The 21,883-nt window shown below is 68.1% G+C and carries 22 protein-coding genes, 1 other RNA gene and 1 pseudogene; 19 read left to right on the forward strand and 5 right to left on the reverse strand.

Annotated features, from left to right (window positions below; translation table 11 throughout):
• Positions 1 to 400: 400 nt before the first annotated feature.
• The 6 genes from RF647_RS09660 to RF647_RS09685 all read left to right on the forward strand — a co-directional run bounded on the left by RF647_RS09660 (position 401) and on the right by RF647_RS09685 (position 4,910).
• Complete coding sequence (locus RF647_RS09660) at positions 401 to 580, forward strand: helix-turn-helix transcriptional regulator (protein WP_368811533.1); 180 nt, start codon at positions 401 to 403, stop codon at positions 578 to 580.
• Between the two features lie 357 nt (positions 581 to 937).
• Entirely contained in the window at positions 938 to 1,276 is a 339-nt protein-coding gene (locus tag RF647_RS09665) for a hypothetical protein (protein WP_368811534.1), read from the forward strand.
• A complete protein-coding gene (locus tag RF647_RS09670) occupies positions 1,273 to 2,607 on the forward strand; it encodes a DUF3631 domain-containing protein (RefSeq protein ID WP_368811535.1) in 1,335 nt (444 codons plus the stop codon). The genes RF647_RS09665 and RF647_RS09670 overlap by 4 nt, the downstream gene beginning before the upstream one ends.
• A gap of 176 nt (positions 2,608 to 2,783) precedes the next feature.
• A complete protein-coding gene (locus RF647_RS09675; RefSeq protein ID WP_368811536.1) occupies positions 2,784 to 2,942 on the forward strand; it encodes a hypothetical protein in 159 nt (52 codons plus the stop codon).
• Between the two features lie 16 nt (positions 2,943 to 2,958).
• The gene (locus RF647_RS09680) at positions 2,959 to 3,879 is read left to right on the forward strand and encodes a hypothetical protein (RefSeq protein WP_368811537.1); all 921 of its coding nucleotides are present in this window, start codon (positions 2,959 to 2,961) and stop codon (positions 3,877 to 3,879) included.
• Positions 3,880 to 4,478: 599 nt separating this feature from the next.
• A complete protein-coding gene (locus tag RF647_RS09685; RefSeq protein WP_368811538.1) occupies positions 4,479 to 4,910 on the forward strand; it encodes a hypothetical protein in 432 nt (143 codons plus the stop codon).
• A gap of 133 nt (positions 4,911 to 5,043) precedes the next feature.
• Here RF647_RS09685 and RF647_RS09690 read toward each other — a convergent pair whose 3' ends face one another.
• The gene (locus tag RF647_RS09690) at positions 5,044 to 6,258 is read right to left on the reverse strand and encodes a hypothetical protein (RefSeq protein WP_368811539.1); all 1,215 of its coding nucleotides are present in this window, start codon (positions 6,256 to 6,258) and stop codon (positions 5,044 to 5,046) included.
• A gap of 240 nt (positions 6,259 to 6,498) precedes the next feature.
• Positions 6,499 to 7,971, reverse strand: coding sequence for a DUF3578 domain-containing protein (locus RF647_RS09695; RefSeq protein WP_368811540.1), 1,473 nt, complete (start codon positions 7,969 to 7,971; stop codon positions 6,499 to 6,501).
• Between the two features lie 703 nt (positions 7,972 to 8,674).
• Here RF647_RS09695 and RF647_RS09700 point away from each other — a divergent pair.
• The 9 genes and pseudogenes from RF647_RS09700 to RF647_RS09740 form a co-directional block, all read left to right on the forward strand.
• Positions 8,675 to 9,043 (forward strand): annotated as a pseudogene (locus tag RF647_RS09700) (CpaF family protein); the annotation flags it as partial.
• Entirely contained in the window at positions 9,040 to 9,897 is an 858-nt protein-coding gene (locus tag RF647_RS09705) for a type II secretion system F family protein (RefSeq protein ID WP_368811541.1), read from the forward strand. The pseudogene RF647_RS09700 and the gene RF647_RS09705, both read left to right, overlap by 4 nt.
• The gene (locus RF647_RS09710; RefSeq protein WP_368811542.1) at positions 9,894 to 10,838 is read left to right on the forward strand and encodes a type II secretion system F family protein; all 945 of its coding nucleotides are present in this window, start codon (positions 9,894 to 9,896) and stop codon (positions 10,836 to 10,838) included. Before RF647_RS09705 ends, RF647_RS09710 begins: the two co-directional genes overlap by 4 nt.
• A gap of 52 nt (positions 10,839 to 10,890) precedes the next feature.
• On the forward strand, positions 10,891 to 11,115 hold the full coding sequence (locus RF647_RS09715) for a hypothetical protein (RefSeq protein ID WP_284563569.1): 225 nt from the start codon (positions 10,891 to 10,893) through the stop codon (positions 11,113 to 11,115).
• 2 nt (positions 11,116 to 11,117) lie between these two features.
• Complete coding sequence (locus tag RF647_RS09720) at positions 11,118 to 11,525, forward strand: TadE/TadG family type IV pilus assembly protein (RefSeq protein ID WP_368811543.1); 408 nt, start codon at positions 11,118 to 11,120, stop codon at positions 11,523 to 11,525.
• Positions 11,526 to 11,658: 133 nt separating this feature from the next.
• Positions 11,659 to 12,042 (forward strand): hypothetical protein, encoded by a 384-nt coding sequence (locus RF647_RS09725; RefSeq protein WP_133411272.1) that lies wholly within the window; start codon positions 11,659 to 11,661, stop codon positions 12,040 to 12,042.
• Positions 12,039 to 12,572 (forward strand): pilus assembly protein TadG-related protein, encoded by a 534-nt coding sequence (locus tag RF647_RS09730; protein ID WP_368811544.1) that lies wholly within the window; start codon positions 12,039 to 12,041, stop codon positions 12,570 to 12,572. The genes RF647_RS09725 and RF647_RS09730 overlap by 4 nt, the downstream gene beginning before the upstream one ends.
• 354 nt (positions 12,573 to 12,926) lie before the next feature.
• The gene (locus RF647_RS09735; protein ID WP_368811545.1) at positions 12,927 to 13,820 is read left to right on the forward strand and encodes a LamG-like jellyroll fold domain-containing protein; all 894 of its coding nucleotides are present in this window, start codon (positions 12,927 to 12,929) and stop codon (positions 13,818 to 13,820) included.
• A gap of 182 nt (positions 13,821 to 14,002) precedes the next feature.
• Positions 14,003 to 15,148 (forward strand): glycerol dehydrogenase, encoded by a 1,146-nt coding sequence (locus tag RF647_RS09740; protein WP_368811546.1) that lies wholly within the window; start codon positions 14,003 to 14,005, stop codon positions 15,146 to 15,148.
• Between the two features lie 79 nt (positions 15,149 to 15,227).
• Here RF647_RS09740 and RF647_RS09745 read toward each other — a convergent pair whose 3' ends face one another.
• Complete coding sequence (locus RF647_RS09745) at positions 15,228 to 16,388, reverse strand: glucose-1-phosphate adenylyltransferase family protein (protein WP_368811547.1); 1,161 nt, start codon at positions 16,386 to 16,388, stop codon at positions 15,228 to 15,230.
• An 88-nt stretch (positions 16,389 to 16,476) separates the two neighbouring features.
• On the opposite strand from RF647_RS09745, the gene prfB reads away from it, so the two are divergent.
• Positions 16,477 to 17,598, forward strand: a complete 1,122-nt coding sequence (gene prfB / locus RF647_RS09750; RefSeq protein WP_368811548.1) for a peptide chain release factor 2 — start codon at positions 16,477 to 16,479, stop codon at positions 17,596 to 17,598.
• A 77-nt stretch (positions 17,599 to 17,675) separates the two neighbouring features.
• Here prfB and RF647_RS09755 read toward each other — a convergent pair whose 3' ends face one another.
• Positions 17,676 to 18,911 carry a polysaccharide pyruvyl transferase family protein gene (locus RF647_RS09755; RefSeq protein ID WP_368811549.1) on the reverse strand — a complete coding sequence of 412 codons (1,236 nt, stop codon included), beginning with the start codon at positions 18,909 to 18,911 and terminating at the stop codon, positions 17,676 to 17,678.
• Positions 18,912 to 19,089: 178 nt separating this feature from the next.
• Here RF647_RS09755 and smpB point away from each other — a divergent pair, with 178 nt between their 5' ends.
• From smpB to RF647_RS09770, 3 genes are all read left to right on the forward strand, one after another.
• A complete protein-coding gene (gene smpB, locus RF647_RS09760) occupies positions 19,090 to 19,566 on the forward strand; it encodes an SsrA-binding protein SmpB (RefSeq protein WP_368811550.1) in 477 nt (158 codons plus the stop codon).
• A gap of 87 nt (positions 19,567 to 19,653) precedes the next feature.
• Positions 19,654 to 20,048, forward strand: a transfer-messenger RNA (tmRNA) gene (gene ssrA, locus RF647_RS09765).
• Between the two features lie 169 nt (positions 20,049 to 20,217).
• The gene (locus RF647_RS09770; protein WP_368811551.1) at positions 20,218 to 20,985 is read left to right on the forward strand and encodes a DUF4190 domain-containing protein; all 768 of its coding nucleotides are present in this window, start codon (positions 20,218 to 20,220) and stop codon (positions 20,983 to 20,985) included.
• A gap of 71 nt (positions 20,986 to 21,056) precedes the next feature.
• On the opposite strand, the gene hisN is transcribed toward RF647_RS09770, so the two are convergent.
• Positions 21,057 to 21,854, reverse strand: a complete 798-nt coding sequence (hisN, locus tag RF647_RS09775; RefSeq protein ID WP_368811552.1) for a histidinol-phosphatase — start codon at positions 21,852 to 21,854, stop codon at positions 21,057 to 21,059.
• Positions 21,855 to 21,883: the final 29 nt, after the last annotated feature.

The raw sequence follows: 21,883 nt of genomic DNA on the forward strand, positions 1-21,883 counted from the left end.
CATGCGCCGTAAAATTTCCTGCCCAACGCCCTTCAAGGACCCTCATAAGGGGAATAAGGCAAAGTAATGGGCAACAAGTCGGACGGAGGAGCCGGCGCGGTACTCCCAAAGGACGAGATGCACATATATCCCGGGATGGGCGGCAGGGAACTGCGATGCGCCCTACAAGAAATCGCTGAGTTGAGCGGGTATCCGATCAGCTCGAATCGAGCCGAGAAAATAGCTCGCAAAATCAGAAGAGGGGATTTTGATCCTGAACTGCACCGCTTCTTGGACTTCGCGGATCCTACCGGTGAGGAAGCCGTCCAAAAAGCTATGCTAGCTGCATCGTAAATTAAGCAAACGAAAGGGCCAGTGCACTTTTGCGCTGGCCCTTAGTCATGCCACGAATGGAGAAGATATGACAGATCGTTGGTTCACGGTTGAGGATGTGGCCAAACGATATCAAGTGCCCAGGAAAACTATTTACCGATGGAATCACCGGGGTACTGGTCCACAGTACATTCGGGTGGGGAAACATGTGCGGTATTCCCTATTGGCACTTCAGGCATGGGAGCAGAAGCGTGGGATCGGCGCCTGATGCGCTATTTGCTCTTTTATGAACAGGCCGCTATCAGTTGTATTTACAAAATCGCATCTTGAAACTGCCTAAGGATCCCTTGGAGGTCCTATGCCCAAACATCAGGCAGTTAGTGATTATGACCCTGCAGTTTATGCCCGTGAGCTAGTTGGTTCTTGGCCCGAACTTACTTCCGAGCAGATCGCACGCCTCGGCGTTCTTTTTCGGCAGTCTGGGGAGCGAGCGTAAAAAAACAGTCTTCAATCATTTTGCCAGGCCCAATACAGCAAAAACCCCCGGTGCTTCACCACCGGGGGTCATAAGCTGACCGACGCATTAGGAAGGACCCCTATGCATCAGAATCATTATAGCAAGACGATGTCTGAGCAGCCCCATGCGGCGCTCACCGAGTGCACTTTCCTTCACTATCAGGCTGGCCGTCTCGACGGTATTGCTCTCGGGTACAGGCAGGGCGTCATCGATACGGCCGAGTGCAATGCGGCCCGCGCCGAGCATGCCGCCCGGGTGTTCTACGCGATGACGGTCGAGGACGCCGACTGTCGCCGCCTCACGCGCGCCGTTGGCACGTTCTCCGAGGTGGTCGAGGCCCGTCGCGAGGCGGGGGAATGGGCTCGGCAGCACTGCACTTACGTCGGTGGCCCGGTGAACTTCTTCACAGGCCGTCCCGTGAGTGCTGCGGGAAGGGGTGCCGCGTGAGTGATGACCTTGCGCAGGTGCTCGACCACGTCCAGGAGTTCGCGGTGCGGTTCATCGCTTACCCGACCAACGAGATCGCCCCGGTGCATGCCCTGTGGATCGCCCACGCGCATGTCGTGGACGCGTTCGAAAATACCCCCAGGCTCTCGTTCCTGTCTCCCGAACCCGGGTCGGGCAAGTCCAGGGCCATGGAGATCACCGAGGCTCTTGTTCCGCGCGCGGTGCTCACTGTCAACGCTTCGGTGGCCTACGTTTTCCGCAAGATCAGCGACCCCAACGGCCTGCCGACCTTACTCATGGACGAGGCCGACGCGGTGTTCAGCCCCAAGAAGGCCGAGGGCAACGAGGACCTGCGCGGACTGCTCAACTCCGGCTACCGCAAGGGCGCCACCGCAGGCCGTGTGGTCACCCGCGGCGGCGAGCAGATCCCCGAGGACTGGCCCAGTTTCTGCCCCGTGGCCCTGGCCGGTCTCGGCAATTTGCCCGACACGCTGATGACCCGTTCGATCGTCGTGCCGATGAAGAAGCGCCGCCCGGACCAGATTCTGCAGCCTTACCGGCGTCGCAGGTACGCGGCTGAGGCGCAGGAGCTCAGGGACCGCTTGGCCCGGGTCACGGCCCGCGTCTTTGACGAGGTCCGGGATGCCTGGCCTGTGCTGCCCGAGGGGATCGAGGACCGGGACGCGGATATCTGGGAGCCGCTGATCGCCATTGCCGATGCTGCCGGTTCGCACTGGCCCCGCACGGCACGGGACGCGGCGACCACATTGGTCAAGGCGGCCAAGGCCAAGCCCGTCACGCTCGGCGTGCGGTTGTTGGAGGACGTGCGCACGGTCTTCGAAAACCGTGATGCCATGACGACCGTCGACCTGCTCTCCGCCTTGCGGGCCATGGAAACCGCGCCGTGGGCAGCTATCAAGGGCGAGCCCCTCGACAGCCGTACCTTCGCCCAGATGGTCAGCAAGTACGAGGTCCCGACCAACAACACCATCCGAATTGGGGGCACGACCGCTAAGGGTTACCGCCGGTCTCACTTCGCGGATGCCTGGTCGCGCTACCTCGCCCCCCTATCCCCTGAAACCGGTGACAACGGTAACGACGGTCACCGTGCTGGTCAGGACGGTATCTCGGCGGCCTCGAACCAGGCCGCGGATACCTATGCCCCCGTCTTTCTCGACCAGGCGGGAAGGGGCTACCTGCCTAAGGCCGGCGGCGTGACCGAGGGAACCGCTGTTACCGAGTTCCCGCGTACGGGAGGGGCCTGCCGCCACGACACCGCGTCGAATGCTTCGTGCCAGCAGTGCTTGGCCGAGGCCCAGGGAGCGGCATGAGCGATGACCCGCTGAGCGGCCTGCCCCGGTATGTCGACCAAGACGGCCATGCCGTTCCCGTAACAGGTCGTTGGTGCGCCGCGTGCTCCTACCCCCTTCACCCGAGCAACAACAGCAAGTTCCATCCACTGTGTCGCCCACCCACCGATCTGACACAAACCAACTCACAGAAAGCCATGACTATGTCTGAGCACCTGCCCATCGATCCCCACGACAGGACCCCCAACTCCTCGCATGCCGAGCTTTTCGGAGCTTGGGCCGCTGAGCGGTTCACCCCCTCCAATGAGACCCCCGAGGCGCGCAGTCTCGCCGCCTTCCTCAACCGCTCCCACTGAGATTAAGGAATCCCTCATGCCATCCATTTACCGCGCCCCAGCGAACATCTCCGCTTTTGTGCCCGAAACCCTCGCCGCGGCATACGCTCTGGCCGGCATCGACCGGGCAACCCCGCCCGAGGAGCGGATTCAGGCCGCTCTCCGCGCGCTGCCCGACGCCGCCACCGTGGCCCGAACGATCATTGCCGAGGCCCACGACACCGAGGAGCCGCCAGCCAAGTTCCTCGCCCAGGCCCGGCGCCGCGTGTCTGACGCCCAGGCCAATGACGCGCTCAGGGAGCAGTGGGGCAAACACGGGCGCACCATCACGGCCGCCCACCTGCCCCAGGTCACCGACAAGGCCTCCAAGGACCTCGCCCCGGCTTTCGCCGCGACGGTGGATGCCCTCCGGGGGGCTGTTGCCGAACTGGCCCCCCAGGGCACCCCCGCCAAGGGCGCCCCCCGAGACCCCTCCGGACAGGGGGCCCCCGGGCCTATCTCCTTGGATGCCGAGGCCGCCGTTGCCCGGGACGCCGGTGCGGCGCTGACCACGGCCCGCCGTGAGCTGGCGCGGCTGGCTGTGTTCGCTGGCATTAGCGCCACGGGGCCGCTGTCCGACATCGTTGCCGTGGGCCTGGTCCCGCTGGTCCCCGTCCTGGCCGTTGACGGAGCCATGGCCGAAGTCTGCATCCGGAGCATCGGCCAGGACCTCAGGACCACGAACGAAAGTAAGCTCGGCACCACGCGCGCCGTCCGCCGCCTCACCAAGGACGCCCGCGACGACATCGACGGCGCAATCCTCGGAATCGTCGCCGGCCACTATGAGGGCGTCAGCCTCAGGCTCAACAGCACCGGGCAAAACCAGCACACGCGGCAACAGATCACTGCCGCTTATGAGCGGGTTTGGGTCAACGATGCCACCACGGCCCCCGGTCGTACCAGCGCCGTGCTGATCTAGGCGCCACCCCCTACCGAGCACCCCTAGCAGCTCGGCACTGACCGGGCCGGCGGTACGACCAGCCACGTTCCGCCGGCCCGCCAAATTCCCGACGCCCCCTCAATCCCGCGGACCTGGACGCCCGACCCCGCAAAGGGAGGGGGACCACCCCTGCCCCCCGGCCTTCCGCCGACCCCCTACGGCATAGCGGTATCTCTCCCCGAGGTGGCAGCCTTGTCTTAGTAGTACTACCTACCAGTCGATAAAAGACAACGGTCCATCTGAAAGCGTCCCGCCGAAAGGGGCGTGGAAGTGCTGCAGGATTGGCGGACCAGCTACAAGGCAGGACTTTTACCTGCCTAGCCCCTGCATATGGGGCGAACATTCACGGCGGTTCACCAAGTGGATCCTGGGGACCCTGCTACGCCATTAGACTCGGGACCAGCCACCTCCACCCCCCCGCGAGGACGCCAGTGGCTGGACCTGCCATACCCGATGCGCTTACCCCCAATTCCAGTCGGACTGAGACACTTCCAGATCTGAGGTGCGTATAGACGATTTACCTAATCAATATGGACGGTTTATTAGCTGTTTTCCCCTAAGTGCATCATAGGAGTGTCGTGGAATACGAGGAGTACCTCGAAAGTCTTTCCGATCAAGATAAATTGGATGTGGCTGACCTACCAGACGCCATTAATTTGGGCGAGGGAATGTGGTTGGGTCTCCATCATTCAGCGCTGACGGAAAAGCGTACTGCGCGGACCTTGCGAAGGCTTGAAGATATTGGCTCCAAGGTGGACCGACTTTTCAGTTTTCGTGGAGTTCTAGCTATGATCGGCGTCGTTCTAGCTGGATTCGTAGGGGCCGCCGTCATCCTGTTCTTGCTCTGGCGATTGATGGGCTATACGATTGCTCGTATGAGCGTTGATGCTCAGTGGCCCTACACCATCATCCTGGGTTTAATTACAGCGGGGCTCGTCTGGCTGATTAGCAAGCTTCTGCGATACATTCGGGGCCTTATTCGCGGCCCTGGAAATTCGATTGACCATTAACAATGCCAGTGAAAAGCGGTCTGATCTGACATTCCGAAACTGAGCGGTTTTTCTTAGATTCGCGCAACCTCCCTTGCGCGGAAAGCTTCCGCCTCCCCGCTCCGCAGGACTCCTGACATCTTATGTTGCTACTTCAATTCAAGAGGCCACCTGCGGCGGCCGTGATCGCTGCTCCTGTTATGGCTCCGCCAGCAGTCGCCCATACAACAATGGTATTATCCAGCCGCGTGGCCTTATGTTCGACTGCTGCCCGAGCAAAAAAGGGATTGATTTCTCCCACTCGCGCCTCGTCCGACTTGAGATCACCGATAAATAATTCTGGATCAGCAGAATGCCGGACGGAGTCGTTGTACCGGCGTTCAGCTTCTCGAAATAAGCGCTGCAATGCCTCCAGGTTCGACATTGCGAGCCATAGCGATGCAATCAGGAAGTTGGCGCGCTTTCGCCGTCCATTGCCTTTAATGGCCCCCCAGGATCCCGTAATGAGAAATCCGAGTCGCTTAAGTATTCCTTCTTGTGAACGTCGTAGAGTCTCATAGTCATGCGCAATTAACTCATGCATTGTAATTTGGGATCCATAGTCGAGATCTAGCGTTCTTCGAGCTATGTTTTTTAGTCTTGCGAAATCCGCAGAGGGGGATGCCAGTAGGTTGTGTACTAGAAGTACGAGTTGAAGACGCCCATAACGTCCATAAACGTTCAGGTCGATTTCTCTCGAACCTTCAGGGTGGAATTGCTCAGAATAATCTTTTGCATCCCAGCGGTTGACTCTGATCTCCTTATGCACAAAAAGGTGCTCGCATGCGACGCTGCATGCTTGCACATAGAGTGCATATCCCGCATTCTTGCAAACTTCCCGAAGAATATCGACGACTACTTGACCGACTGCGGGCGGGGCGTCCTCTTCAGCATCCCCGCGATGCCACGTTACTACGGCAGTACAGCCGTCCCAAGCTACGTCATAAGTATCCACCATGGGGTTCTCGCCGTGTATCTTCGGCTGATTCTTTAGGGGAACAAAAACTTCAAATGCTATCGGACTGAAGAATCGCTTCGAGTAAAAACTGTCCGACCCACTCACAAGTTGATCCCATTCAGCATTTGACCATGCGGGATACCAGCGATCATTTTCTGTCCAGGAATGTTCGGGTGTGTTATTAGCCAGAGCTTTTACACGACTGTCGGCTCTTAGTGCTTCCATTAGTGCCGCATGAACTTCATCAGATGACAAACTTCCATGGGGCAGCTTCAGTATGAAATTTCCGAAGCGGGCGAAAAGCCTCTCATCCGCAACTGGATTCTCACCTTGTTCTTCGGGTGTGACTTGAGTTGGCTCGTTCACCGACATATGTCCCTCCATCGTTACAGCCGATGCTCTCATAGCAGGTGCTGTGACATCGGCAGCTAGAGGCGTCCCCGTGATGTTGTCCTCACAATGAGGCGGATTCACCAAGCATGTGGCACCGGGGGCAGGGCCCTGTCAATCGGCTCGGTCTACGACGCCTACGACGATCAGGTCAATGTGCCCCGTGCGGGGGTGCAGCCTGTGTTGAAGCGGGGGAAAAATCGTGATGGTGCACATATGCCCTTACTCGTCGCTAGCCGCGACATCTATGAGGTCTAATGCGTCACCCAGCAGCTCAACGGCGGCATCGTGTGCCGTATCCGCGTTGCCCGCAGTTCTCCGATAGGTGTAGGCGATGGGGGTCAAGTCCGCATCCTCCAAGTGCCATGGACTGGTTACCTCCAACTCCCCGCCGTGTGCGACGGCGCTCTCTCCTCGCGGGGCGAGAACGATGCTGTGAACAACTACCAGTGCATTGTTGGGGTACTCGACGCGGTGTAGCGCGACTTCGTTCTTGGTAAGCAGAACCGACTCCCCGAGGGACGTCGTTCCCTTGACCTCTACGAACAGTCGCTGACCCTCCCGCACGCAGCGCAGGTCATAGGACTCCCGGTCACCAACGTCCTTCACCTTCCACCCCTGGGCCACGTAGTGAGAAGTCGCCACCTCGACTGCCCGGCGTTCAACGGCCTGTTGTTCGGGCTTGGTGAGTCCAAAGCCCTGTCGCCCTCTCCTCTTCCGCTTGCCGGCTGCCTCAGCCACCGCATCGGTGACAAACTCGACCTCAGGTGCTGGAACTCCAGGAGCGCGAGGATCTGCGTCCTCGGCCACGTACAGCTGCGACAGCAGGTCGAGCATCAGTCCTAGGTCTTGGAGGACGTCATCATCCGAAGGCATGAGATCTAGCTGATACTCGAACGCCGCTACGGTGCCTGCTTCGTATGAGGGACCGAGGAGACTGCGTCGGGCGTCAAGCGCAATACCGTCTCGCAATCTTTCGTGGTCGAGCCTCGACTGCAGGACGGAACGGGCCCACCGCATCGAGGCCTGCATTTCTTGGAGAGGTCGAGGTTTGAACTCGAATCCGTCCCATCGAGTAGCTCCGTGACACAGCGACAAGTAACAACGGTCGCCAAGCGCGCTGAACAGGAAGACGACGTACCACCCGGTTGTAGCTGACGAACTCCGTGATTCGGAGTACAGGCGTGTCCAAGGTATTTCTGTCTTCGGGCCCGTCCCGTCACGCCCTTCTACCGCGAGGTCCTCCTCAGGCCAGGTCACCGACCGCATCAGCACGTCGAAATGGGAGCGCAGCCAGCTGGGAATCTCATTGCGCACAATTTGACCACGTCGATCCATGGCGACGGTCTTTCGGTGGCTCCAATCAGGTTGCAGGAGCAGGACCTCTTCGAGGAAGTCATTCAGAGGGCCCGGTGTGTTCTCCATCGTTACCTGGAAGCCCATCCGAGCCAGCACGCGAACGACGGTTGCGTCACCGCCGCTGAACTCCGAGTTGCGCAGCGGCTTCCCATGCTGATACCCGTGTGCGGCACCAACGACAGCCTTCGAGTCGTAGCGCTTCTTACCCCGAGTAACGAAGTAGCTGCGAGCCGGTCCAAAGCGGTACTTAGACAGGAACGCTTCACGGCCCACGGCATCAAATTCATCCAGGGCAGCCACGACGGCAACTGGATCGGTAAGGTCTCCCAAAGCCATAATGCGACCGTATCGCCTATGTCGCGCACTTGGGCACGCCAACCGGGCGTGTCCCGAGTGGGACCAATGTCTTGGCAGTCCGCACAGAGTCCGCAAGAGGCCCGCAAAAGCTCTACTCCCGTCCATCACCGACACCCACATAAACCGCGGCATCACGCGGCAAACCACCTTCCGCAACGCCCGACAATCATTAGTGGAAGGTTCTGGATCCACTGTTCGTAGGTAGGTCAAGTCGCCGGCGGGGCGCGGTGAAGGTGGCCCAAGACGTTTGTGCGTGTTGGTTGTGTGGGGTCGAGTACGGTGGCGGGGAGCATGGACCCGCTGCGCGGGGCTGCAGCCCTTGACCCTCTCCCCAAAGCGCCCCGGCTACCGGCTCCCCACGAAATCCCGGAACGGGCCACGACGGCTAGACCCCCTCAGAAATGAGGGCGTCTTTGTCATGGGTTGGGCAGCGCTTGGCCGGGCGCGCCTCGCCCCTCCGGTTCAGGGCGTGCACAGAGCTGTTTGCCGGACGTCATTCACTAGTTGGGTAACGGGTCCAGAGACGTAGAGAGAAGACCCGGGAGCATGGCTCTACCGGGTGTCCAGGGGTGGCAGCCATGGCTAGAATGCACCCTGAGCACGGCCCGTAATGCCGTGTTCCGTGCCCCGGGAGTTGGTAGCTCGCCGGGGCACTTTCTGTGTTGCGTCTCGACGGTATGTCGGGCTCCCGGGGATGTGCAGTCTGCACGCCAACTCCGCCCGGGACGCCGTGACCAAGATCTGCACCCTGCCGCTGCTGGCGGGGGAGAACATCAGCTCCGGGTTCGTGGTGCCTACGGTGGCCTCGTGCTTCGACCTCGTGGTGCACTGCCACCGGGACCGGCACAGCCGCCGCCGGGTGAGCGAGATCCTCGCGATCGGCAACCGGGTCGAGAACGGCGTGATCGAGACGTACCCGGTCTTCGCCGAGACGGACGGCGCCCTGTTGGCAGTGGCCGCCGAGGCGCCGGCGGCGTGGAAGTTCGAGCAGGCCGGGCACCGGGTGAGCGAGCTGCTGGCGGACGACGGCCCGGTCGGAGCAGCGCGGTGAGCGCGGCGCTGGGCGTGCTGCTGGGGGCGGGCGTGTTCCTGCTCTGGTGGTCCTGCTGGGCCGAGGAGGCGCCGCGCGCGGCCGGCCCGCGCCGGCCCGGCCGGCTGCGCGAGCTGCTGCTGCGCGCGGACCTGGCCCGGGTCGGTCCGGCGGGACTGCTGGCCGCCTGCGCCGCGTCCGGGACGCTGAGCGGACTGCTCGTCGCCGCGGTCACCGACGCGGCGGTCCTCGGCCTGTGCGCCGCCGTCCTGGGCGGATGGGTTCCCCTGGCGGTGGTCCAGCACCGGGCCCGGCACCGGGCGGCCGCCTTGCGCGAGGTGTGGCCCGACGTGGTCGGCCACCTGCGCTCGGCGATCCGAGCCGGGATGTCCCTGCCCGAGGCGCTGATCCAGCTGCAGTACCGCGGACCCGAGCCGGTGCGCCCTGCCTTCGCCCGGTTCGCCGCCGACTACCGCGCCTCGGGGCAGCTGCAGGGCGCGCTCACCCTGCTCAAGGACCGGCTGGCCGACCCTGTGGCCGACAACATCGTCGAGGCCCTGCGGGTGACCCGGGAAGTGGGCGGGACCGACCTCGGCCGGCTGCTCGGCACGTTGTCCGAGTTCCTGCGGGAGAACGCCCGCACCCGCGGCGAGCTGGAGGCCCGGCAGTCCTGGACGGTCAACGCCGCCCGGCTGGCGGTGGCCGCACCGTGGATCGTGCTGGCGCTGATGGCCACCCAGCCCGCCGCGATCCGGGCCTACGACACCCCGGCCGGCGCCCTGGTGCTGATCGGCGGGCTGCTCGTCTCCACGATCGCCTACCGCCTCATGCTGCGGATCGGGGCGCTGCCCGAGCCCAAGCGGGTGCTGCGGTGAGTGCTTCCCCCGCCCTGCTGGTGCTCCTCGGCCTGGTGCACGCCGCCGGGCTGTGGCTGGTGCTCACCGGTGCCCGGGTCACCGGCCGGCCGTCCTTCGCAACCCGGATCGCCCCGCAGCTGCGATCGGTGGAGGTCGAGTCGGCGCTGCTCGCCAGTCCCGGGCACCGCTCGGCCCGGGCCCCCGGCCGGGCCGCAGCGGGGCTGGACCCGATCGTGCGCGGGCTGGCCCACCGCGTGTTCCGGCACGCCGCCCCGTCGGCGGCCCTGGAGAGACGCCAGGTCCGGGCGGGCGTCAGCACCACGGCGGCGGACTTCCGCGCCGAGCAGCTCCTGTGCGCGACGGGGGGCCTGCTGCTCGGCGTCCTGCTCGGCGTGGCCGCCGAGGCGCGCTGGGGCACGGGCCCCGGCGGGGTGCTGCCGGCCGTGGGCGCGGCCACGGCCGCCGGGCACCTGCTGCGCGGGCACCTGCTGAGCCGGCGGATCCGGCTCCGCGAGGCCCGGATGCTGGCCGAGTTCCCCGCCGTCGCCGAGCTGATGGCGCTGTCGGTGGGCGCGGGGGAGAGCGCGGTGGGTTCGCTCGAGCGGGTGTGCCGGGTCGCCGAGGGAGAGCTCACGGCGGAGTTCCGCGCGGTGCTCGCACAGACCCGGTCCGGCGCCGGACTCGTGCACGCCCTCCAGGACTTCTCCGCGCGCACCCCGGTGGCGCCCATCGGGCGGTTCGTGGACGGCATCGTCGTGGCCATCGAGCGCGGCACGCCCCTGGCGGACGTGCTGCGGGCCCAGGCCCAGGACGTGCGGGACAACGACAAGCGCGAGCTGGTGGAGGCCGCCGGGCGCAAGGAGATCGCCATGATGGTGCCCCTCGTGTTCTGCGTGCTGCCGCTGACGGTCGTGTTCGCCGTGTTCCCCGGGATCGCCGTGCTCGAGCTCGGCTTCTGACCTCTCATCCGGGCGGCCGGGGACCGGCCGCCCTCCAGGAAAGGACACACCCATGACACACCTCCACCGGCTCGCCGCCCTGCTCGGCGTCCTCGCCCTGGCCCTCGCCGCGCTGCGCGAGCGGCTCGCCGCCGATGATCCGGACCGCGGGGACGTCCCCGGCTGGGTGATGCTGACCCTGATGTCCGCGGTGCTCGTGGCCGGGCTGCTGCTGGTGGCGCAGCCGGCCCTGGAGGGGCTCTTCCAGGACGCGATGGCGCGCGTGAGCCAGAACTGAGGATGGACGAGGAGCGCGCCCGGCCGGGCGCCGGGCCCCCGGAGACGGACCGGGGAAGTGCGGTGGTCGAGTACGTGATGGTGGCCGGCCTCGTGGCGATGATCTTCGCGGCCACGCTGCAGCTGGCCCTGGCCCTGCACGCGCGCAACACGCTGATCGACGCGGCCGCGGCCGGCCCCCGGTACGGCACCCTGGCCGACCGCTCGCCCGAGGACGGGGTCGAGCGGACCCGCCGGATCGTCTCCGGTGCCCTCGGCCCCCGGTACGCCCAGGATGTCGTCGCGACCACCGCGGCGGTGGGCGAGCTGCGGACCCTGGAGATCACGGTGGTCTCGCCCCTGCCCGTGGTGGCGCTGTTCGGTCCGCCCGACTCCCTGGAGGTGCGCGGCCATGCCGTCCTCGGCGACTGAGGCCACTGCCTCCACCGGAGCAACGGCATCGACGGCTACGGCTGCGTCGACCGCCTCGACCACGGCGGCCCGTGCGGCCGGGCCGCCCGATGTGCTCGGGGGCCCTGCGGGCGGTGACGAGGGCAGCGCGGTCGTGGAGTTCGTCGCGCTGGGCACGCTGCTGCTCGTTCCCGTGGTCTACTTCGTGCTCGCGGTGGCCCAGGTCCAGGCCGGGGCCTTCGGGGTGGTGGCCGCCGCGCAGCAGGCGTCCCAGGTGCTGGCCCGGGCCGAGCCCGGTGCGCTCTCGGACACCGGGCTGACCGCGGCGGCGCAGCTGGCGGCCGCGGACCAGGGCTTCGCCCCCGACCGGCTGGCGCTCCGCCTGGAGTGCTCCGACGGGGCGTGCGCGGCGCCCGGTGCGGTGGCCACGGTGCACGCCACCCTGGAGGTCCCGCTGCCGCTGGTGCCCGGCTTCACCGATCTGGACGTGGCCGTGCTGACGTCCTCGGCCACGGTCGTGATCGGCCGCTACGGATGAGCGGGCGGACCGCCGGCCCCGGCCCGCGCCGGGACGGGAGCCGGGGCCACGACCGGGACCACCACCGGGGCCACGACCGGGACCACCACCGGGGCGAGGACCGGGACGACGGGCAGGTGACGATCCTGGTCATCGGCTTCGCGGTCGTGCTGCTCCTGCTCACGGTCGTGGTCATGGGGGTCACCGCGGTCTACGTGGGGGAGCGCAAGCTGCAGGTGCTGGCCGACAACGCCGCGCTCGCCGCGGCCGACACGTTCGTGGCGCTGGAGCCGGGGACGGGCGGCGCCCCGCCCGTCACGGTCCTGGACGACGACGCCGTGGCGGGGGCCGCGACCGCCTACCTCGACACCGTCAGCGCCTGGGCCGGGACGCCGGGCCTGACCCTGGCCGCACCAACCGGGAGCCCGGACGGGCGGACCGCGGAGGTGAGCCTGGCCGCCGTCGTGCACCCGCCGGTGGTCAACCTCCTGGTGCCGGACGGCATCCCGATCACCGCCACGAGCGAGGCCCGCGCGCGACTGGGTCGATGACGTGGCCCACCCGGTTCCGCTGACCCGCGCGGCCGCTCCGGGGGGCGGCACGGCCGGCGCGGCAGGCGCGGCGCTCGCAGACGTCAGGGCCGGCCCCGGACCAGGCGACGGAGATGATCACCGTTCGGGTGCTGTTCGGCGCGATCTCATTGACCACCCGGGAACGGCGGCGCACGCTGGTGCCGAGGGATGTTCTTCCGGGCCGATCCTCACGATTGCATCGGTCCTGGTGGGGAGGAGGTGTCGCGACGACGACCGGTGCGGCCCCACGGCCGGCACCGCAGTGAGCGGGACGCGCACCACGGGAGCAACCGGTACAGGCGGTCCCGTCCGACACCACATCGAGGTCTCGACATGAGTACAGTTCGCGCGCGGGGGCGGTGGAGCGCGCCGGTGCAGGGCGTGCTGACGCTGCTGCTCGCGCTGGCGCTGGGCATCGCAGGGCTTCCGCCGTCGGCCGCCCGGGACGATCCCGGGGACGTCCTGCGGAGCGCGGCCCGCCCGCTCTCCTACGACGACACCGTCCGGAAGGACGGACCCGCCGCCTACTGGGCCATGCGCAGCCCGGGTGCGGGCACGGAGCAGGACCTGGTGGGCAGGCTCCACGGCAGCTACCACGGCAAGCCGAAGCGGGCGACCCTGCCCAACGGCGACACGGCCGCGGACTTCGACGGCACCGGTCAGTACCTCCAGGTGCCCGACGCCGCCGCCGTCAGCGCCGGCACGCGCGGCGTGCTCACCGTCGAGGCGTGGATGCGCCCCGACGCGCTGGACTTCCGGTCCCAGGAGGGCTCGGGGTACGTGCACTGGATGGGCAAGGGCGCGCCGAGGAACCACGAGTACGTGGCACGGATGTACTCGAAGAGCAACTCCGAGAACCGGCCCAACCGCATCTCCGGCTACGCGTTCAACCCGTCCGGAGGGGAGGGGCCGGGTTCCTACTTCCAGGTACCGGTGCGCAAGGGGGAGTGGATCCACTATGTGCTCGTCATCAATGCCAACGTCAAGGGCGGGGACTATCCGAACGGCTACACGAAGATCTACCGCAACGGGCAGCGCATGGACCAGGACGACCTGAAGCACGACGGCACGGTCGTCGTGCCCCGGCGCGGCAGCGCGCCGTTCCGCGTGGGCACCCGGGACCTGAGGTCGTTCTTCGACGGGGCCGTCGGCAAGGTGGCGGTCTACACCAAGGAGCTGCCCCGGAAGCAGGTCGAGGAGCACTACCGGGTGATGACCACGCGGTGAGGACCGGGACGCCGTCCGGCCCGGACGGCGGGACGAGACGGCGACGCGTACCCGGTTTCTCAACCGGCGAGAACGTCCCTGGTGCCCACCACCGTGGCGTTCATACGCTGGCGGGCACCCGGGACAGCATCCCGGACGGCAGGGGGAACGACCTGCCGGCCCCGTCGTCGAAGGAGAAGGCCATGGACGCTCCCGTCCGCTCCGTCATCAGCCCAGGACGCTACGTCCAGGGACCGGGCGCCATCGCACGCCTGGGAGAGTATCTCGCCGCCGTCGGGCGGACACCCCTGGTGGTGGCCGACGACGTCGTCTGGGGATTCGTGGGCCACGACGTGGAGGCGTCCCTGACGCGGGCCGGCATGGCGACCACGCGCGAGACCTTCAACGGCATCCCCTCGGCCGGGGAGATCGACCGGCTCACGGCGGTCATCCGCGCGGCGGGGGCCGACGTGGCCGTGGCCGTGGGCGGCGGCAGCACCATCGACGCGGTCAAGGCCTCGGGGTTCCTCGCCGGGATCCGGTGGGTCAGCGTCCCCACCGTCGCCTCCACCGACGCACCGACCTCGGCGCTGGCGGTCGTCTACACCGACGAGGGCGTCTTCGAGGAGTACCGGTTCTTCCCCCGCAACCCCGACCTGGTCCTCGTCGACTCCCAGCTGGTGGCCAACGCGCCGGCGACGTTCCTGGCGGCGGGCATCGGCGACGCCCTGGCCACCTGGCTGGAGGCCAGGGCCACCGCCGCGTCGGGGTCGCTGACCATGGCCGGGGGCACGGCCACCCTCACGGGCACCGCCCTGGCCCGGCTGAGCTGGGACGTCCTGTGGGACAACGCCCTCGTGGCGATGGACGCCGCCCGGGACCACGTCGTGACCCCGGCACTGGAGAAGGTCATCGAGGCCAACACCCTGCTCTCGGGGCTCGGCTTCGAGTCCGGCGGACTGGCGGCGGCCCACGCCGTCCACAACGGCCTGACCGCGGCTCCGCAGACCCACGGCCTGGCCCACGGGCAGAAGGTCAACATCGGCTCCATCACCCAGCTCGTGCTGGAGGGCGCCCCGAGCTCGGAGATCGTGGACTTCATCGAGTTCACCACCCGGGTCGGGCTGCCGACCACCCTCACGGAGATCGGGCTGCGCGCGGAGGACACCGAGGAGATCCGGGCCGTGGCGCGGGCCGCGACCGTGGAGAACGAGACCATCCACAGCATGCCCTTCACCGTGCGGGCGGACGACGTCGCCGCGGCGCTGACCTCCATCGAGCGCCTCGGCCGGCGGGTGCGTGCCCGCGCCGGCCTGCCCGAGCCGCAGCCCTACCGCCACGCCCACTAGCGTCCCGCCCGGACACGATCCGTCCGGGCGGTCCCGTCCCGGGCGGGTCCTGCCCCGGTGGGACCAGTCCTCGGAGGGCTCAGTGACCGCGGGGCAGGACCGCCCCGCGGTCGAACTCCTCGGTGGCCGCCACGGCGCCCGTGCCGTCGATCAGGGTCACGGCGCCCGCAGCGCCGTGCGCACCCGCGGAGATGTCGGCTCCCGTGTCGGCGAGGACGTTCTCGAGGGTCACCCCGGGCCCCACCCGGACGCCGTCCAGCAGCACCGAGCTGCGCACCGTGGCGCCCTCCTCGACGACGACGCCGGGGCCGAGCACCGAGTGCTCCACGGCGCCGCGCACGGTCGCGCCCGCGGCGACCATCGACCCGCGCAGCTCGGCGCTGCCGGCGATCCGGGCGGGCACCCGCTGCGGCTGGGCCGAGAGGATCGGCCAGCCTGGGTCGTCCAGGGCCACGCCGTCGCCGTCGAGCATCTGCATGTGGGCGGTCCAGTAGGACTGCAGGGTGCCCAGGTCCATCCAGTACCCGTCCAGACGGTGCTCAACCACCGTGCGGTGCGCCACGAACCACGGGACCAGGTCGTTGCCGTAGTCCTCGAGCCCGCCCTCCTGCTCGTGCACGAGGTCGAGGGCCTCCAGCAGCTTCTCCGCGTCGTAGAGGAACATCTCAGCGGCGACCAGCCGCCCCCGGGGCTCGTCCGGCTTGTAGTCGAAGCCGGTGACGCGGCGGTCGTCGTCGGTCTGCACCACGCCGTAGCGGGAGGGGTTCTCGTCGACGAGCGTGGTGACCACGGTCAGGTCGGCGCCCTGCTCGAGGTGGGTGTCGATCACGTCGAGGAAGTCCAGCGTGTACAGGTGGTCGGCGCTGAGCACCAGGACGAGGTCCGGGGCGAAGTCGCGGATCAGGTCCTTCTGCCGGTAGAGCGAGTCCGCGTTGCCCTCGGCGAAGCCCTCGCCCTCGGTGCCCTGGTACGGGGGCAGGAGCTGGAGCCCGCCGTGGGTGCGGTCGAGGTCCCAGGGGCGCCCGTTGGCCAGGTGCTGGTTGAGGCTGTGCGGGAGGAACTGCTCGACGACCCACACGTCCGAGAGGTGGGAGTGCACGAGGTTGGACAGGGCGACGTCGATGAGCCGGTAGGTGCCCGCCACGGGCAGGGCGGGCTTGACCTTCTTCTCGGTCAGGGCGCCGAGCCGGGAGCCCTTCCCGCCGGCGAGGACCAGGGCCAGCGTGCGAGGGATGCGCATCGTGCTTCCTTCCTCTCGGCACCATCCTGCCAGAGGGGCGCCGGGCCGGGCCGGGGTGATTTGCCCCCATGGGATAATCTTGGCTTCCATGGCCTCCCTTGACTTCCCGGCAGAGATCTCCGCCCTCCGTTCCACGTTCGCGTCCATCGAGGCCGTGAGCGACGTCGACGCCATCAAGCGGGACATCGCCGAGCTCTCGCAGCAGGCGACCGCCCCGGACCTGTGGGACGACCAGGCCGCGGCGCAGAAGATCACCTCCAAGCTCTCCCACAAGCAGTCCGATCTCGAGCGGCTCGAGATGCTGGGCGGCCGCATCGACGACATCGAGGTCATGGTGCAGCTGGCCGCCGAGGAGGACGACGCGGAGACCCTGGAGCTCGCCGTGGAGGAGCTCGCCGCGGTCAAGAAGGCGCTCTCCCGGCTGGAGGTCCAGACCCTGCTCTCGGGCGAGTACGACGAGCGCGAGGCCGTGGTGACCATCCGCTCCGGCGCCGGCGGCGTGGACGCCGCCGACTTCGCCGAGATGCTCATGCGCATGTACCTGCGCTGGGCGGAGCGCCACGGCTACCCGACCACCGTCCTGGACACGTCCTACGCGGAGGAGGCGGGCCTGAAGTCCGCGACCTTCGAGGTCAAGGCCCCCTACGCCTTCGGCACCCTGTCCGTCGAGGCCGGCACCCACCGGCTCGTCCGCATCTCCCCCTTCGACAACCAGGGGCGGCGCCAGACCTCGTTCGCGGCGGTGGAGGTCATCCCGCTCATCGAGCAGGACGACTCGATCGAGATCCCCGAGTCCGAGATCAAGGTGGACGTCTTCCGCTCCTCGGGTCCCGGCGGGCAGTCCGTGAACACCACGGACTCCGCCGTGCGGATGACCCACATCCCCACGGGCATCGTCGTGTCCATGCAGAACGAGAAGTCCCAGCTCCAGAACCGCGCCGCCGCGCTGCGCGTGCTCCAGTCGCGGCTGCTCCTGCAGCGCCAGGAGGAGGAGAGCGCCAAGAAGAAGGAGCTGGCCGGGGACGTCAAGGCGTCCTGGGGCGACCAGATGCGCTCCTACGTCCTGAACCCGTACCAGATGGTCAAGGACCTGCGGACCAACCACGAGGAGGGCAACCCCTCCGCGATCTTCGACGGCGCGATCGACGGCTTCGTCGACGCCGGGATCCGCTGGCGCGCCGATCAGCGCCACGCCCCGGCCGACGCCTGAGCTCCCGCGGGACCCCTGCCCGGGCCCCGGCCGGTCCCGCGACCGGCCGGGGCCCGGCGCCCTGGGAGGGCGGGCGCTCAGCGGCGCAGGAAGCGCGCCACCGTCCGTCCCGGCCGGGTGCGGGGCTCCGTTTCAGCGGGGCCGTCCTCGGGGGCCGCTGCCGCCGGGTACAGCTCCTCCGCCTCCCGCAGCTTGGTGCGGTGCAGCCGCGCGGCCGTGGCCGGGAAGGCGTGCGACCGGGCGGGCGCGGACGGTTCCGTGCCGCCGGTGGGTGTGACGGACCACCCCGTGCCGGCCTCGAGCAGCGACTGGTGCTTGACGCGGTAGTAGTCGGGGCTGACCTCCAGCGCGGTGCCCTCCGCGCCGCACGCGGCGGCGAGCAGGTGGAAGTGGAACCGCGAGGTGAGCCACGTCTGACCCGGCCGGGCGGGGAAGCCCTCCTGCCAGAGCCGCGTGAACGGCACGAAATTCTCCTCGGGGACGAGGTCGGCGAGCCGGTCGAAGGCCGCGCGGTCCGCGCCGGGGATCGCCTCGAGGTAGCGCACGGTCCGGCCGGCCAGGGCCGGACCCGTCAGCGCGGTCCGCACGGCGGCGACGGCGCCGTCGAGGATCCCGGGCTCGGTCATGTCGCTCTGCAGGCACACCCACACGTCGCCGTCGCCCGCCCCCTCGGCGGGCGCGCCGGTGAAGCCCGCGAGGCCGGGCAGGCCGAGGAAGGCGTCGTCGGGGGCGCGGTCGGCGCGGGCGAGCTGGGCGCTGGGCGCGTCACGGACCGTGGCGTGGTCGAAGGCGCCGAGCGCGGCACGCAGGCCCTCGGCGTCGGTGGCGGGGGCCAGGCCCAGACCGGTGGCGGCCAGCCGCGCCCCGGAGACCTCGCGCAGCCGCAGCGCCGCCCGGAGCAGGCGCGCGTGGTGCGGCCAGATGGAGTTCAGGTACCCGCCCCCGAGGAAGTGCACGGAGCCCGCGCGCCGGGCGCCGAGCAGGCCGAGGTCGTAGCGCGGGGACCCCAGGTGCGTCACCACCCGGTCCACGTGGGCGTCCGCCGCGGCCGGGTCCATCCCGGTCGTCTCGAAGGCGAGCCGCCACAGGGTGTCGGTGGTCCGCAGCCCCGGGTGCAGGCCGTCGAAGAGGTGGGACGCCAGCCCCGGGTGGGGGCAGTCGAGCCACACCTCGGCGCCGGGCCGGGCGCGGGCGAGGAAGCGCAGCCACGAGGCGGCGATGAACTCGTCGCCGAAGTTGGGGTGACCGCTCGTGCCGACGAGGTACAGGACGTCCGCGGCGGGCGGGCGCTCGGTGGGGACTGGCTCCAGCATCCGCCCAGCCTACCGGGTGCGGCGGGGGTGACCTGGGGCAACGCTCCTGGGCGGGGCGCCGCCGGGTCCGGGAGCAGGCCGTGGTCCCGCGCGATGGCCGTGGCGTAGGATGGAGGATCTGCCGCGTGCCCCGGTGCGCGGCGTGTTCCCGTCCGCACCGTCCCCAGGGAGGAGGCCCATGGCCAAGAAGGACACCGGTCGCCAGGTCGTCGCCAACAACAAGAAGGCCCGACACGACTACCACATCCTCGACACCTACGAGGCGGGTCTCGCGCTCATGGGCACCGAGGTGAAGTCCCTGCGCATGGGGCGCGCCTCGCTCATGGACGGGTTCTGCCAGTTCACCGACGGGGAGCTGTGGCTCGAGGGCGTCCACATCCCCGAGTACCTGCAGGGGTCGTGGACCAACCACTCCGCTCGCCGCCGCCGCAAGTTGCTCCTGCACCGCAGCGAGATGGACAAGATCCAGCAGAAGACGCGGGAGTCCGGCTTCACGATCGTGCCGCTGTCCCTCTACTTCGTGGACGGGAAGAAGGCCAAGGTCGAGATCGCCGTGGCCAAGGGCAAGCGGGAGTACGACAAGCGCCAGACCCTGCGGGAGCAGCAGGACAACCGCGAGGCCCAGCGGGCCATGCGCTACAAGAACCTGGGCTGAGCGTCCGGGGCGAATGCTTGCGGTCGGCGAGTACCGCGCGGTAGAGTGGTGTATCCCGCTGCGGCGGGATGCTTGACAACAAAATATGGGGATGATCGGTTTCGACGATGTGAGTTGAGACAGGGGAAGCGGGTCGAGGACGCAGAGTTATCTCGTAAACGCTCTCTGTAAAACAATAGTTGCCAATTCTCAGAGCAACGTCGCCAAGTCTCAGAACGCCTTCGCCCTCGCGGCGTAAGCGCAACCAGACTACTTAGGTGACTGTCAGCCCGGGTTCGCCTTCGACCCGGGGTCTGGCATCAATCAGGAGGCCACTGCTCCAGCCGTTCGTCGCGGGCGTCTGGAGAACACTTTCGCGACTGAGTCCGTCGGCCACGTGTCTGCACGAGGGCCGGGACTGAGAAAACGTCACGCAGACTGCACCCGGAGAAGCCCTGACAATGCTGCATCGGACGGGGGTTCAATTCCCCCCATCTCCACGAGATCCCTGACCGGGGAGCGCCGCGAGGCGTTCCCCGGTTTTTTCGTGCCCGGACCATTCCGGGGCAGGGCGGGCGCCGTGCCGCCGCCCGGGGAAGGGGGAAGGGGAACGTCCCGGCGGGCCGTGTGACAAGCTGGTGGCGTACCGCAGACGACCGAAAGGGCAACGCCATGAGCCACAACGACAACACGCCAGACCAGAGCGGCACCGGTGCCGGCGGGTCGTCGAGCTCCGGTCGCCATGACCCGCCCGAGTACGGTCAGCGCGTCGAGGGAGCGCCTTCGGGACCCTCCTACGAGCCGCCGCGCTCCGGCCAGGGCGGTGCCGGCGACCCGTACGCCACGCCGCAGTACGGCCAGGGGCAGCAGGGCTACCAGAGCCAGTACGACCAGGGCCAGGACTCCTACGGCCAGGGGCAGCAGGGCTACCAGGACCAGTACCGCCAGGGTCAGTACGGCCAGGGCCAGTACGACCAGGGACAGTACGGCGGCCAGGGCTACCAGGGCCAGGGCTACCAGGGCCAGGGCCAGTACGGCGGCCCGGGCTACCAGGGGCAGTACGACATGAACCAGTACGGCGCGAGCCCGCGGCCCGCCGGCACGGGGCTGGGCATCGCCTCCCTGGTGCTGGGCATCGTGGCGCTGCTGACGTGCTGGTTCGTGCTCGGCATCGTCCCGGGCCTCGTGGGCCTCGTGCTGGGCATCGTGGCGCTGCGCAAGCTGGGCAGGACGCCCGGCGCGTCCAAGGCCCTGCCGATCATCGGCATCGTGCTCAGCGTCCTGGCAATCCTGGCGAGCATCCTCTTCCTCGTGCTCTTCGGGGCGCTGTTCGGGGAGTTCGGGCCAGCCATGGAGGCCTGCTCGCAGTACTCCTCGGACCAGGCGGCGTTCCAGCAGTGCATCGAGCGGGAGATGGGATTCACCAGCCAGGACCTCTGACCCCGGCCGGAGACCGACGACGACGGGGGCCCGCACCGGTCGGTGCGGGCCCCCGTCGCTGCGCGGGCGGGTCAGGAGCCGGTCGCGAGCAGCCCCAGCACCTCGTCGTGCAGCAGGCCGTTGGTGGCCAGCGCGTTGCCGCCGAAGGGCCCGGGCTCGCCCTCGAGGGACGTGAACCGGCCGCCGGCCTCCTCGACCACGGGCACCAGCGCGGCCATGTCGTGCAGGCTGAGCTCGGGCTCGCAGGCGATGTCCACGGCGCCCTCGGCGAGGAGGCAGTAGGACCAGAAGTCGCCGTAGGCCCGGGTCCGCCAGACCTCGTCGGTGAGCTCCAGGAAGCGCTCGCGCACCCCTCGGTCCCGCCACCCGGTGAGCGAGGAGTAGGACAGCGAGGCGTCGGACAGCCGCCCCACCTGGGAGACGTGGATCCGCTGGGCGTTGGCCAGGGACTTGCCGGTGAACGCGCCCGTGCCGGCCGCCGCCCACCAGCGGCGCCCGAGCGCCGGCGCGGAGACCACGCCGACCACCGGCCGGCCCTCGTCGACGAGGGCGATCAGGGTGGCCCACACCGGCACGCCGCGCACGAAGTTCTTGGTGCCGTCGATGGGGTCCACGACCCACTGCCGGGCGCCGCTGCCGGTGGTGCCGTACTCCTCGCCGATCACGGCGTCCCGGTTGCGCGCGCGCCCCAGCTGGGTGCGGATGAGCTGCTCGGCCTCGCGGTCGGCGTCCGTCACGGGGGTGAGGTCGGGCTTGGTCTCCACCGTGAGGTCCTGGGCCTTGAACCGGCGCATGGTCAGGCGGTCCACGGCGTCGGCCAGGATGTGGGCGAGGCGGAGGTCGTCGGTGTAGTTGCTGGGGCTGCGCATTGGTCCAACCTACCCCGAACTGCGGTCCC

Origin of the sequence: Kocuria sp. CPCC 205263 (assembly GCF_040981075.1) — a bacterium.
GTDB lineage: Bacteria > Actinomycetota > Actinomycetes > Actinomycetales > Micrococcaceae > Kocuria > Kocuria rosea.